General features: G+C 61.9%; 11 protein-coding genes and 1 pseudogene. 10 read left to right on the top strand and 2 right to left on the bottom strand.

Features of this window, described 5'->3' with window-relative positions:
• Window positions 1–305: 305 nt before the first annotated feature.
• Window positions 306–1,808 carry a gamma-glutamyltransferase gene (locus IT540_RS01245; RefSeq protein WP_291172148.1) on the bottom strand — a complete coding sequence of 501 codons (1,503 nt, stop codon included), beginning with the start codon at window positions 1,806–1,808 and terminating at the stop codon, window positions 306–308.
• Between the two features lie 373 nt (window positions 1,809–2,181).
• Here IT540_RS01245 and IT540_RS01250 point away from each other — a divergent pair, with 373 nt between their 5' ends.
• The 8 genes from IT540_RS01250 to IT540_RS01285 all read left to right on the top strand — a co-directional run bounded on the left by IT540_RS01250 (window position 2,182) and on the right by IT540_RS01285 (window position 10,897).
• Complete coding sequence (locus IT540_RS01250; RefSeq protein WP_291172150.1) at window positions 2,182–2,835, top strand: response regulator transcription factor; 654 nt, start codon at window positions 2,182–2,184, stop codon at window positions 2,833–2,835.
• A gap of 2 nt (window positions 2,836–2,837) precedes the next feature.
• Window positions 2,838–4,190 (top strand): HAMP domain-containing sensor histidine kinase, encoded by a 1,353-nt coding sequence (locus IT540_RS01255; protein ID WP_291172152.1) that lies wholly within the window; start codon window positions 2,838–2,840, stop codon window positions 4,188–4,190.
• Window positions 4,191–4,275: 85 nt separating this feature from the next.
• The gene (locus IT540_RS01260; protein WP_291172154.1) at window positions 4,276–5,001 is read left to right on the top strand and encodes a glycosyltransferase family 2 protein; all 726 of its coding nucleotides are present in this window, start codon (window positions 4,276–4,278) and stop codon (window positions 4,999–5,001) included.
• Complete coding sequence (locus IT540_RS01265; protein WP_291172157.1) at window positions 4,998–5,324, top strand: lipid-A-disaccharide synthase N-terminal domain-containing protein; 327 nt, start codon at window positions 4,998–5,000, stop codon at window positions 5,322–5,324. The genes IT540_RS01260 and IT540_RS01265 overlap by 4 nt, the downstream gene beginning before the upstream one ends.
• Entirely contained in the window at window positions 5,308–6,909 is a 1,602-nt protein-coding gene (locus tag IT540_RS01270) for a glycosyltransferase family 39 protein (protein ID WP_291172160.1), read from the top strand. Before IT540_RS01265 ends, IT540_RS01270 begins: the two co-directional genes overlap by 17 nt.
• Before the next feature lie 18 nt (window positions 6,910–6,927).
• Window positions 6,928–7,809, top strand: a complete 882-nt coding sequence (locus tag IT540_RS01275; protein WP_291172163.1) for a MurR/RpiR family transcriptional regulator — start codon at window positions 6,928–6,930, stop codon at window positions 7,807–7,809.
• Between the two features lie 309 nt (window positions 7,810–8,118).
• Window positions 8,119–10,332, top strand: coding sequence for a TonB-dependent siderophore receptor (locus IT540_RS01280; RefSeq protein ID WP_291172166.1), 2,214 nt, complete (start codon window positions 8,119–8,121; stop codon window positions 10,330–10,332).
• Between the two features lie 67 nt (window positions 10,333–10,399).
• Window positions 10,400–10,897, top strand: coding sequence for an Rrf2 family transcriptional regulator (locus tag IT540_RS01285; protein ID WP_291172169.1), 498 nt, complete (start codon window positions 10,400–10,402; stop codon window positions 10,895–10,897).
• A gap of 24 nt (window positions 10,898–10,921) precedes the next feature.
• On the opposite strand, the pseudogene IT540_RS01290 reads toward IT540_RS01285, so the two are convergent.
• Window positions 10,922–11,151: pseudogene (locus tag IT540_RS01290) on the bottom strand (iron ABC transporter permease); the annotation flags it as partial.
• Window positions 11,152–11,815: 664 nt separating this feature from the next.
• Here IT540_RS01290 and IT540_RS01295 point away from each other — a divergent pair.
• Window positions 11,816–12,067 (top strand): hypothetical protein, encoded by a 252-nt coding sequence (locus tag IT540_RS01295; RefSeq protein ID WP_291172172.1) that lies wholly within the window; start codon window positions 11,816–11,818, stop codon window positions 12,065–12,067.
• 171 nt (window positions 12,068–12,238) lie between these two features.
• A complete protein-coding gene (locus IT540_RS01300) occupies window positions 12,239–13,573 on the top strand; it encodes a VWA domain-containing protein (RefSeq protein WP_291172175.1) in 1,335 nt (444 codons plus the stop codon).
• Window positions 13,574–13,744: the final 171 nt, after the last annotated feature.

A 13,744-nucleotide genomic window follows, 5' to 3' on the forward strand; every position in this document is an offset into this window, starting at 1 on the left:
CATACTGCTCCAAGAAATGGTTGCGTCCACCAGGACGATCACGAAGCTGGATGCTTCAGAAGCGTTTAACGCACGAACACATATCTGCAACATAAAAAAGATGCGGAGAACGCTTGTAAATTCATTTATTTCAATAATTTAGCCTTCATCAGCCGTAACCGAGTCGCGCCGACCACGCCCGCGAGCCCTGCGCTGTCGGAAGCCGCCAGCAAGATAGCCTGGGTGCCGGGTTGGAGGAGAAGACCCGGCCGAGAGTGCACCTGCTCGTAAGATCGTTCGCAGGCGGCGTGATGATTATTCCACGCTCAGAAGGCGATCGCTGCGCCATCGGAGCGCGGATCGCCCGCCCCCTCGATGAGGCCGTCGGGATGCAGGACGACAGCGCCGGCATGTCCCATGGCGTCTGAGAAGTCGGCGACAATCTCGACATCATGGCCGGCATCGGCGAGGGCGCGCACGAGATCGGGATCGAAACGGCCTTCCAGCTTGAGCGTCGTGCTCGCCGCGCCCCAGGACGTGCCGAGCAGCCAGCGCGGTGCGGTCACCGCCTGCTGCAGACCCTGGCCGAACTGCACATGGCGCGTGAAGAGTGCCGACTGTGTCTGCGGCTGGCCGTCTCCGCCCATCGCGCCATAGGCTATGACCCGACCGTCGGCGAGTTCCGCCAGAGCCGGGTTGAGCGTGTGGAACGGTCGCTTGCCCGGCGCCAATTGGTTCGGCCCCGGCAGCAGCGTGAATCCAGCACCTCGGTTCTCGAACACGATGCCGGTCTCGGGACAGGTCACTCCCGAGCCGAACTCCCAGAACACACTCTGGATGAAGCTGACGACCGTGCCGTCCTTGTCGGCAGCCCCCATCCAGATCGTATCGCCCGGTCGCGAGTCTTCGGGCCATGGCAGAGCCTGCTTCCGGTCGATCGCAGCAGCCAGCGCATCGATCCGTGCCTCGTTCAGCCACGCCGAGGCCGGTTGGGCCATAAAGTCAGGGTCGGCCAGCCAGGTATTGCGCAGCCGATAAGCCTGCTTCGTCGCCTCGACGAGACCGTGGACGTGATCGAAGCCTTCGCCGCGCGCAACGTCGAGACGGTCGAAGATGGCGAGGATCATGAGGGAGGCCACGCCCTGTGTCGGCGGTCCGGTATTATAGAGCGTGCCTGCTGACGTCTGCACCGCGAAGGGAGCCGCGTATTGGGCCTCGAAAGCGGAAAGGTCCTGAAACCGCAGCGAGCTTCCCGCCGCCTCGAGAGTGAGGGCTAGCGCATCGGCTAAGGCGCCCCGATAGAAGGCATCAAGGCCATAGCGGATGAGCTGCTCGATCGTCCCCGCCAGGGCAGGCTGGCGCAGTCTTGCGCCGCGGTCGGGTACGCGCCCGCCGGGCATAAAGACATCGGCGAATCCCGGCACATTCGCGAGTTCCCCCGCCTTCGCGCTTGTTGCCGCCGCCTGATTGCAGGTGATGGCAAAGCCGTCGCGGGCGTAGCAGAGCGCGTCGGCCAGCAGCACGTCGAGCGGCAGCCTCGCGGCGCCGGGCAAGAGGTCCAGCGCTTTCTGCCAACTTGCGATGGCACCGGGCACGACCAGGGCCGCTTCCCCACCGCGGGCGGGGATCGTCGTGTGCCCGCGGGCTCGGTACCAATCGGGCGTCGCCAGGGCTGCCGCCCGTCCGCCGCCCAGGATGGTGACCGGTGTCCCGCCTTTGCGCTTGATCAACCAGAAAGCGTCGCCGCCGAGCCCGTTCATGTGAGGATAGACGACGGCGATGGTCGCTGCTGCGGCCACCATCGCCTCGATGGCGGTGCCACCAGCCATAAGGATATCGCGTCCCGCGAGGGCCGCAGCCCGATGCGGCGCGGTCACGCAACCCCGAAATCCCAATGCACTATGAAGCACGATCCGCTCCCTGTTATGTCCGGTACTGGCGCGCTGCCGGTCCCACGAACTCGCGGTTGGAGCTAGATCATGACCGCCGCGATGTCCGAAACTCGCAGTCCGGCATCGGCGCGAGCGTGCAAACAACTGCAGCCGGTTCAAAATATTATGCTCGGCTACCAGATATCCACAACGCGAAGCGTGGGTCGGATCACGATAGCCGGCCGTTATCCCAGCGAAAACCCGAGATTGGACTTGTTTTCGGCCAACGTCTTCAGGTTGCTGTAAGCTTCAGAACAGATCTGAGTAGACCATGAGGATCCTTCTGGTTGAGGATGAGCTGCTTCTGGGAGAGGCTGTAGCCACCCATCTCGGCAAGTTGCACGCTGTCGATTGGATGCAGTCCCTTGAAGAGGCGTCGGGGGCGATGCAGGCGGTAGCCTACGATCTGCTCCTTCTTGATCTCAATCTTCCCGATGGGCGGGGCCTCGACCTCTTGCGGTCTGTGCGAAAATCCGGTCACCGCGTTCCGGTGATCATCATTACCGCGCGCGACCAAATTCGTGACCGCATAGAGGGCCTCAACTCCGGAGCCGACGACTATGTCCTGAAGCCGTTCGATCTCGATGAGCTGACTGCACGCATTCACTCTGTGCAGCGCCGGGCGGCCGCAATACCCAATCCCCGGCTTAGGATCGGGGACATCGAGGTCGATCAGACCGCACGCACGGTCTGGCGCAACGAAGAGGAAATTCATCTTACGTCACGCGAGTGGGCTTTGCTTGAATGCTTCGCTCGCAGGCTTGGAACAATCGTGTCGAAGACCAAACTCGAGGAGGCCTTGTACGAATTCGGCTCTGAGATTGAGAGCAACGCCGTCGAGGTCTATGTCAGCCGCCTGCGCAAGAAACTGGGCAGCAGCGTCATCCGGACGATCCGCGGCCTTGGTTATAGGATGGACGCCTAGTCATGCCGTCCTGGTCGATCAAGCAACGTCTCATCCGCTCGCTAATCGCGCTTGTTGCTCTGTTCTGGATCGCGGGCGTAGTGGTAGCGGGCTTTGCCGTCCGCGAGGAGGTTACCGAGGTCTTCGACAGCGCGCTCCGCGTGACCGGTGGTGAGCTCGTCCCCATTGCGCTTGAAGAATACCGGCGCAAGGTCTCCGGGCAAAGCGATCCACGGCCATCCGAGGCGCGCACGGTCTCCTTCAGCGCGAGCCGTAGCCATGTGCATTACCTGCTGCGCGACCCAAGCGGGAAGGTTGTCCTCATGTCCATGGGGGCACCTGAGCAGCCTCCGCCAATTCCACTCGAGCGAGGTTTTTACAACTACGGCGACTATCGCTACTACTCGCATTTCCTGAAAAACGAGGCGCTGTGGATTGTTGTTGCGCACGAGTTGCAGGAGCGCCGAGAGGCGGCCATGGGCCTGTGGCTTGGCCTTGCGTCACCGCTGATCGCTCTCTTGCCGATCGCTGCCGTTGCCGTGTGGCGCACTGTCGATCGCACGACAAAACCGATTTTACGAGTTTCCCAGGAACTCGAGGCGCGCGGCGGAAACGATCTCAACCCGATCACTACTTTGGGCCTTCCATCTGAGCTCACCCCTGTCATTGAATCCGTGAATACGCTGATGACGCGCCTCAAGACCGCGATCGAAGCCGAACGCGCGTTTGCAGCCAACGCGGCCCACGAGCTTCGCAATCCGATTGCCGCTGTGCAGGCACAAATTCAGGTGCTCGCCGCCAATCTTCGCGGGACTGCAGATGGCTCACGGGCTGAGGGTCTTGCGTCGCAGCTCGCCGGTCTTGGGCGTCGTGTCGAGAAGATGTTGCAGATGGCGCGCGCCGAGGCGGGCCTTGGCCATTCGCGAGAACGCACGGACCTCATATCTATTGCAGCGCTGGTTGTAGATGACTTCCATCGGCACTCTAATGTCGGCGCACGGCTAATATTCGAAACGGAGGACGATGAAAGCTGCTGGGTGGCGATGGACCAGGACGCGATTGCGATTGTCCTTCGCAACGTGATCGAGAACGCGGTTCATCATGGTAGTGCCGGACAGCCCATCGAAGTCCGCGTTGGCCGCGACCATACCGTCCGCGTCATCAATGGGTGCGATGTCCTTCCGCGGTCCGCCTTGAGACAGCTCACCCATCGGTTCCGCCGAGGTAAGATCAGGCGGGCCGGTGGCAGCGGCCTGGGGCTCACGATTGTCGACATGATCATGCGCCAGGCGGGCGGATCTTTGGTGTTGGTATCGCCTGCGGAGGACCGCTCCGACGGGTTCGAGGTGATCCTGAGGTTTCCCGGAGTGATTTGACCCTCAGTAGCAGCGGCTTTCAGGCAGTTGTCAGGTTCAGGTTGGACAGTTCTTCCCGCGTGCGTCTGACGCGCTGGAGGAAGCCGTGTACGCAACCATCGTTATCCCGGCCCACAACGAGGAGGATTGCATCGGTCCTCTACTGGCGGAGGTCATCGATGCATGCCGCACGCTCCCTGTGCGCGAAATTATTGTGGTCGATGACGGCAGCACGGACCAGACCGCGGAGCGTGCCATTGCCGCGTCTGGCGACAACGCCATGCTGCGTATTATCCGCCACGGCCGACGCCAGGGCCAGAGCCGCGCACTTCTGACCGGCATCCGGGCCGCGTCGGAGGACCTGATCGTTACGCTCGATGCCGATGGCCAGAACGATCCTACCGATCTCGGTAGTCTTTTTGGCGCCTATGTGAGCCGCCAGGCGCAAACCACACGCATGATCATCGCCGGACAACGGTTGGGCCGGCGCGACTCGTTCATCAGGCGTACATCCTCCGGAATTGCCAACCGCGTGCGCGCGGCGTTGCTCAATGACAACGTGCGCGACACCGGGTGCAGCCTGAAGCTGTTCCGACGGCAGGACTTTCTCGAGCTTCCCTTCTTCGATCACATCCACCGTTTTCTTCCCGCCCTGATGAAGGCATCGGGCGTAAGAGTCGTTCTCGTCGATGTAAGTCACCGCGCGCGTACGGCAGGTCGTTCAAAGTACGGTGTCTGGGATCGCTTGTGGGTCGGCGTTCACGATCTCGTCGGTGTGCGCTGGCTCATGAAGCGCCAGGTTGCGAACGTCGAGTTGGAGGACGTGTTTTGACCTCCGTCGCGGCGACTCCCGCGCTCGACACGCTTTGGCTCGGCATTGGCCTTCTCGGGCAGATGCTGTTTTCCATGCGCTTCTTCATTCAGTGGATCGCATCCGAGAAGCAGCGGCGCTCCGTGATTCCACGCGCGTTCTGGTACTTCAGCCTTGCGGGTGGCCTCGTCCTGCTGGCTTACGCGATACGGCGTGCGGATCCTGTTTTCATCATTGGCCAGGCATCCGGGATCTTGATCTACGGACGCAACCTCTACTTCGTCTCCGGTCGCTCTCGACCCGCAGCGCAGATCGCAGGTGTGCCGCGTGACATCCGGCAATAGTACAGCGAACCGGTGGGATTTTGCGACCGTATTGCTTCTCGGAGGGCTTCTCGTCACCGCGTCAGCGTTGCTGCCTGCGTTTCCGGTCGACGAGACCCGCTATCTTACCGTGGCATGGGAGATGCGGATCACGGGCAACTGGAGCTTGCCCACGCTGAATTTCGAGCCCTACTCGCACAAGCCGCCGCTGCTGTTCTGGCTGATCAATGCGAGTTGGAGCGTGCTCGGTGTTGCCGTCTGGCCGGCCCGGCTGGTTGGCGCAGCGGCGACCGTGCTCGTCCTCATCCTCACGCATCGCCTTGAAAGGCTGCTGGCGCCGGCACAGTCATCTGGACCGGCCCTGAGCGTACTCATGCTTCTCGGACTGCCGCTGTTTCTCGTCCTCGGCTGCTCGATCATGTTCGACATGCTTCTCACGATGACGGTTTCGGGCGCGTTGCTGGCGCTTTGGATTGCGGGGCGGTCCGGGGACTGGAGGGCATTCCTGGCGTATGGCGCCTCTATAGGTTTGGGGCTGCTCGCCAAGGGTCCGGTTGTTCTGCTGTTTACCGTGCCGGCGGCTTTGCTCGCGCCCTGTTGGATCGCACCGGAGCATAGACGCCACTGGTACCTGCGCATCGCTGCCGCTATTGCGCTTGGCGCGCTGATGGGTTTGGCATGGGCGCTGCGGGCCGCCTCCATCGGTGGCGCGGAGTACGCCGAAATGCTGCTTTGGACACAATCCGCAGGCCGGATTGCCTCCTCCTTCGCGCATGCGCGTCCGTTCTGGTTCTATGTGCCGGTGCTTCTTCTGTTCTGCGTTCCACTCCTCGTCTGGCGTCCCGCGTGGACCAGTTTACGAAGGAGCATCAAGACAGCCACACCTGGGCGCAACTTTCTCCTGAGCTGGTTTCTGCCGGGACTCTTCGGCCTCAGTTTGATCAGCGGCAAGCAGATCCACTACTTGCTTCCCGTGTTGCCGGCTGTCGCCTTGCTGGTTTCGCTCAGCTTGCACCATGTCGAGCTGCGCAATGCCGACCGTTTCGGCTGGGCGGTTCTCGCTGCCGGCATTCTCCTGGTGTTGGCTGTGCTCGCGATGGTAGGCCGCCATCTCTATACGGATGACAGCGCGCTTGCCAGCATTGCGACCCAGCTCAGCCTGCCTGGTGTGCTTGTGACCGGCGCGTTGGCCGTCGGGGCGATCGCCTGCTTTCGAGGTTCGGCACAACGGATGCTTGTTGGACTTGCTGCGGCCAACAGCATTCTTCTTGGCAGTTTGACGCTCCAATCCCGGAACGGAGTTGCAGGATTGTTCGACCTGCAGCCCTTGGCGAACGTTATGCAGCGCCTGCGCGACCGGCCCATCGCCGTCGCGCAAAGGACGCGAGGCGAATTCGGTTTCCTCGCCCGCCTCAATCATCCCGTCGATCACGTGCCTGAGACAGAGCTTCCCTCGTGGTTTTTGCGACATCCGGACGGCATCGCGGTCATCCGGTGCAGGTCGAACGCGCACAACTGCGATGCGCCATTTCCAGGCAGAGTTCTCTACCGGAAGGAATACCGCCTGCAGGAAATAATCTCGATCGTATCCGCATCAATGAACTAGCGCTCAGGACTTCACGCTATGAATCGGGAAAGCGATTCAGAGACACCTCCCGACAAGCTCGGCAGCCGCATCCGGGCACGGATTGGCGGGCTTGCGCCGTCGCTGGTGCGTGTTCTCGAGTTCATCGATGTCAACAGACTCGACGCAATGACCAAGTCCGCGGCCGAGCTCGGCGCTATGATCGGCACTTCGGACGCGAGTGTGATTCGGGCCGTCAAGGCGCTTGGCTTTGACGGCTTCAACGACCTCAAGCGGGAGCTGGCCGCCACGTTCGGACACGGCCATTCCGCCGCCGACAACATGTCCAGAACGCTTACGGGCATCGGCGGTGCGCATGACGCTGCGATCGATCGCGTCCTTGAGGATCACGGCGCCGCGTTCGAGGCCCTCACCTCTCCCGCAACCCGGGCGCAAATGTCAGCGGCGGTCAAGCTTCTCACATCGGCGCGCCGTGTCGGCGTCTTTGGACTCGGGCCGTCCTCTTATCTCGCACGATACTTCGCCCTTCAATTGACGCGGAGCGGCCGGCCGGCTCACGTGTTCGATGGCAGCGGTTCGCCGCTGCCCGATCAGTTGCTCGGCATGCAAGACGTGGATGTTGTTGTGATGCTGGCGTACGGGCGTCCCTACAAGGAGGCGACGGCTTGCATTGCCGAGGCTCGCCGCCTCCGCAAACGCATCCTTCTCGTTACGGACTTTGACGAAAAGGGGTTGGCGTCTCATGCGACGACGGTCGTGACCGTTCACCGCGGACAGGCCGGCCGCGTGGCTTTGCACGGTGCGACATTTGTCTGTCTCGAAGCGATCACGTTGGCGCTGGCATCTCGCAACAAGGATCGTTCCATCACGACCCTTGAACGCCTGAACGAGCTGCGAAAATCCGTCGGAAAAGCGCCTTAGCGAACTCCACGTCGCGCCATGTTGCGGTCACGCATCGGTGTGGCTTTGTCGGGGTTTTCGCGGATTGGGATTATTTACTACTACAGTACGCAAACCAAGTCTGACCCCAACGTGAGTAAGCCAGCCAACGACGCTTGATGCCGTCCACTAGCCAGCCAGCTTGCGTATAAGGCCGCGCCGCGACGGCTCACGCTGTCACGGTGCGGCTACCACTGGGGCTCACACTTGGGGGACTGTCATATGCGTGACGTCAACGGCCGCGGCTCTCGTTCTGCGGCGCTTTTTATCGGTACAATGGTTTCTGGGAGCTTGGGGCTGGGAGCGGGTGCGCTTGCCCAGGAGGCTGCTGCACCGGCGGAGCTGCCGCCTCTCGAGGTGACGGCTCAGGCCAAGAAGAAGGCCGTGCCGGCGAAGAAGAAATCTGCAACATCTCCGGTCCCGCAGGCTCCGGTTGCTGTGGCCGCGCCCGAGCAGACCGCGACCGAAGATGCCGGCGATGCAGACGGCGGCCTCTCGTCGGGTGGCGTCGACGGATATCGCGCTACGCGGTCTGCGACGGGAACCAAAACCGATACGCCTCTGATCGATATCCCGCAGGCAATCACGGTCATCACGCAGGAGCGTGCCCAGGATCAGCGCGCGGTCGACGTCAACAAGGCGCTGCAGTACGTGCCAGGCGTCATCGTCGCCCAGGGCGAGGGTAACCGCGACCAGATCGTCGTCCGCGGCCAGAACACCACGGCAGATTTCTTCGTCGATGGCGTGCGCGACGACGTGCAGTACTTCCGCGATCTCTACAATGCCGATCGCCTCGAGGTGCTGAAGGGACCCAATGCCATGATCTTCGGTCGCGGCGGCGGCGGTGGCGTGATCAACCGAGTGACGAAGAAGGCGGGCGAGGATGTCCGCGAGGGAACCGCGTGGGTCGGGTCGTTCGACCACTATCGGGCGACCGCCGACGTCGGCGCGCGCGTCAGCAACGACTTCGCGGTACGTCTGAACGGCGTCTTCGAGGACTCGGGAAGCTACAGAAACGGCGTCGATCTCGAGCGCTACGGCATCAATCCGACTGCGTTCTTCCGGCTGACGGACGATACGCGCCTGTGGCTGAGCTACGAATACTTCAAGGACGAGCGGACGGTCGACCGCGGAATTTCCTCTGTTGCGGTTCCGGGAAGCACGGAGCGACGCCCCTATCCGGGTTCGATCAAGGCGTTCTTCGGTGATCCGGACAAGAGCATCTCGGATTTCGAAGGCCACACAACCACCGCCACCATCGAGCACAAATTCAGCGAGGACCTGAAGATCCGGAACCACACGTCATACGGCGACTTCGACAAGTTCTACGACAACGTCTACGCCGCAACAGCCGTCGTTGGCGGCCTCTATACTGCCGGCGTCTACGACAACCTCACGACGCGCACAACGTTGGTGAATCAGACCGACGTGACCTATACCTTCGACGGCGGCTGGTACGGCCATACCCTGGTCGTGGGAACTGAGTTCTCACGCCAGGACACGGACAACACGCGCAAGACTGGAGCGAATTACAACGGGCCGGGTGGGCTCGGTATCCCAGCGTCGGATCCGACCTTTACCCTGCCAGCCGGCTATTCGATCCCCGTAACGGGACGGAATGCGACGGAGCTGACGACGGCGTCCGTGTATATTCAGGATCAGCTCGATCTCACCAAATATTTTCAGGTCATTGGCGGCATCCGGTTCGACCGGTTCGATATCGATGCAACGAATGTGTTGTCCGGTGCCGATTTCGGTCGCGTCGACGACGTTTGGTCGCCACGCATCGGCATTGTCGTAAAGCCGACCGACGGTCTTTCCCTCTACGCCAGCTACTCGAAATCCTTCCTTCCCTATTCGGGTGAGCAATTCCCTTCGCTTGACGGCACCACACAGGATCTCGAGCCGGAGGAGTTCATCAACCGCGAAATCGGCTTCAAGTGGGAAGTCGCGCCCCGTTTGCTGCTATCAGCCGCACTCTATCAACTTGATCGCGAAAATACGCGTGCCGTGAATCCTGCCAACGCGGCTCTACCACCCGTTCAAATCGGCAGCAGCCGTACTGAAGGCGGTGAGATCGAGCTCGTGGGCAACATCACCGACAATTGGGAAGTCGCTGTCGGCTATGCCCGGACGTTTGGCGAGATCACCGGAGCTCAGGGAACCACAGTGGGTAACACTGTGCCGGTCGGGCGGTCGCTCGCGAACATCCCCGAGGACATGTTCACGCTGTGGAACAAGTACCAATTCACGCCGATGTTCGCTGCAGGTATCGGCGTTGTACACAGATCGGAGATGTTCGCCTCGACAGACAACAGGGCCGTTTTGCCCGAGTTCACGCGCGTGGACGGTGCGCTCTATTTCAATCTCACCGAGAACCTCGACGCCCAGCTCAATGTCGAGAACATCTTCGACGAGAAGTATTACGCGAGCGCTCACAACGAGTTCAACATCACGCCAGGATCACCGCGCGCCTTCTATTTCGGCGTGACGAGCAGGTTCTAGGCGCGAAGGCATGGCGGCCCCGGCCGCCATGCCCGATTGGCTCCGTTAGCCGACAAGGACAACAAACATGCTTGTCGTGTCCCGAGCTATTGTGGCGCTGAAGATTCTACATCACCTTGCCGTGTGCCCCGGTGGGGTTGCACAGAAGAAGGCCATGGCAAAGGCTATATCCCAGACGCCACCCTACACAGGCAAGATCGCCCTCGAGCTCCTCCGGGCCGGGTTCATCAGGAGCGTCCGGGGTCCGCATGGTGGCTACGCACTCGCACTGCCAGCATCGTCCATTCGTGTAGGCGACGTGGTACAGTTCGTTGACGACACCAGAAGTTGGAGAGTGGGAACGTGTCCAGACAACGTCGGCGTGCGCGCCGCTTTGAAAGGCGCTCAGGATAGATTTTTCGAAGTTCTCAACGAGCACTCGATTGCCGATCTTTGTATGTTGTCCAAAGACCAGGATAGGCCCAGCAAGCTGAACTTGGTATTGCCCGCCGCCCACACCGAGATCGGATTCGGAGGCGGGTATGGATTCCGTACGGTCGATCCAATATCGCGCTTCAGCGAATAAGGCTTGCGCCGTCCACGCGGCGAAACGCGACAGAACGACAACCGGCAGAATTCCTATCGCTACGATGAGCGGGGCGGCTATCGAAGCCTCCTCATCCGTTCCCCGTGCCCCTCGCAGTATAGGTGCGCTGCCAAGGTTTCAAAGTTGATGCGCCGCAGTAGCAGCGTTGCCGGCAGCTCCTTCATGCACCCCGCGAAAACCAGCAATCCTGCCGATGCGAGCACTGCCGTGGACAACGGCAGATGCACATTGCGTAACACACCGGCAGCACTCGCCCCGACTCCTCCGCTGCGTTGGTTGGATCAGACCGGGGTTGTCAGGCTGGTTTCAGGTTCAGGTCTGAGGGTGCGCCGGCTTGGCGCAAGAGGAGGGGCTGGCAACACAATGCGGTCACCTGTGTTCTGGACGGCCATTGCCATGATTGTGTCTGGTGCCGCCATGCTGAACTATCAGCGCACCGGCAAAAGGAAATATGAGCTCCTCCTTGTTCTTGTCGGCGGTCTCCTCGTGGCCTGCGGCATTGCCGCCGCGCGTGATGTCCTCACTGGAACCACCAGGATCTTATGGATGCATCTCGGATGCGCCGCACATTGTCGCAAATTAGGGGCCCCGAATGAGCAACTTGGCGAGCTTGCAGAGGTTCTGTGGTGGGGCACCGCGTGGACCACGCAGATACCCGCTCAGACCCGATGACTGCAATTGACACGAAGCGGACATCTGCGGTTAGCGCAGAGTGCCAACGATCGCGCGAGTCATCGTAAGACGGGCGTGCTCGCTTCAGGTCCGCAAGCCTTCTTCGCAGCTCCGAGACGTCCAACGACCTTGCGGCCACACCCTGTTCCCGACGGAACAGCACGTTCCTGATTTCCGCGCCACTCTTCGTCTCTTACAACACCTCCACGTTTTCGGGAGGATTTGATGAAATTCGACGTCGCGATCACAAAACGTCGTGCTGGTCACGTCGATGACGATGGCCGCGCTGGTCGCCGCAGCTTTGTAGCCAATGTCTTCACCGCCGGGTCACACGGCATGCTTGTTCTGTGCCGCGTCTGCACGCGCCTTCCCGAAAGCGTTCCTGACCTCACGCCGCTCCCGAGGACGCGCGTGCATCTAAGCCCGTCGATGCGCCGCATCGCTCCGACCTTGCCGTCGCGCCCCGGCACACACTAGCAGCGCCGCGCCAACGAAGGGCGTTTGGATACGTTACGCGCCCGTAGCAACGCAACTCATGAAGAACTATCGGCGGCGCTCCCACTGCCTGCGCCGACGCGGCTCACCGCGTGGCGCACCAACGTGGCGCCGAGCCAGGCGCCATTGCCTCGTCAACTGCAGGAGAGCATTATGAGACGCGTATTAGAACTGCCCCGAACCGTTGCCGTCGCAATGCTCGCTGGCACCCTCGCCACCGGCGCGGCGCACGCCGAGCCCTCGCGTAGCGTTGCCTTGGTGCTCGACACGTCCGGCAGCATGAATGCGCTGATGCCGGACGGGCAATCCCGCATGGACGCCGCCAAATCCGCGCTCGCCACTTTCGTCGGCACCTTGCCCCCGGAGACACGCCTCGCGCTGCGCGCCTATGGCCACCAGTCGCCGCGGTCTAAGAAGGACTGCAACGATACCAGTCTCTTGACGCCGTTCGACGGCGCCGATGCGAGCAGGGCGGCGATCGTCGAGAAGGCGCGCGCCTTGCAGCCGCTTGGCTATACGCCGATCACGCTCTCCCTGACATTGGCCGCCAAGGACCTCGGCAGCGAGGAAAGCGCGGTCCGCACGATCGTGCTCGTCAGCGACGGCAAGGAAACGTGTGCGGCCGATCCATGCGCCGCCGCCAAGGCGCTGGCCGATGCCGACGCCAAACTGGTCGTGCACACGGTCGGCGTCGGCGTCGACACCGTGACGCGCGCCCAGTTGCAGTGCATCGCGCGCATGGGACGCGGCACCTTTTTCGATGCCAACAACACCTCCGAGCTCGCGAAGGTCTTGACCACCGCGGCGACCACGGACGCGGAAGCGCCGATCGCGAAACCCAAGGAGATCGTCATCAAGACGCCCAAGCCCGGCAAGCTCAAAATGAAGGTGTCCGGCCACTTCCGCCATGATGTCCTGAATGCGGCGAAGGAAACCGTGGGCAGCCTCGTGCCCTACGGCGAGGTCGAGCTGCCGCCCGGCATTTACACGGTGACCTTCGGTAACGGCCTTTGGACCGGCATCGAGGTCAAGGCCGGCGAGACGACCGAGATCAAGCCCGGCTACCTCGAAGTGCAGCCGATAGGCAGCGATTTCGTCTACGTGCTGGACCCAGAAACCGGAGAGACGGTCGAGGAGATTCTCGGCAGCAAGCCGCGCGCGACGCTGATCCCCGGCCACTTCGACGTGAAATTCGGCGACATGCTCTGGCCCGGCGGCGCCGAGGTGAAGCCGGGCGAGACGACCACACTCAGGCCCGGTGTCATACACGTGAGCAGCAAGGCCACGATGTACTTCATTGTGAAGGACCTCGCCGGTCATCAGGTCGACGTCGGCGACAGCCCCGGCAACACCAGGTCGGCGGTCCCGCCCGGAAAATACGTGCTCGAGCTCGACAACGAGAAATGGATCAAGTCGCTGACCGACAATCAGCGCACCATGAGCGTAGAGCTCGGCGCCGGCGAGGAGCTGAAGGTCAACGTGGAATGATCATCGGACGGCCGGATCGGGCGCCGGGGCGGCACCCCTCCGGCCGTCTCTCAGAGAACTCACGAGCAGCTCATGTGAGGCACTAGATGCCGAACCATGCTGGCGGCCCCAACGCCCAGAACCAACGACAATCCACGTGCCGGCCGGAACCTCCCGTCTATGCGGCGTCGG

The sequence above is a fragment of the Hyphomicrobium sp. genome, assembly GCF_020852195.1.
GTDB lineage: Bacteria > Pseudomonadota > Alphaproteobacteria > Rhizobiales > Hyphomicrobiaceae > Hyphomicrobium_C.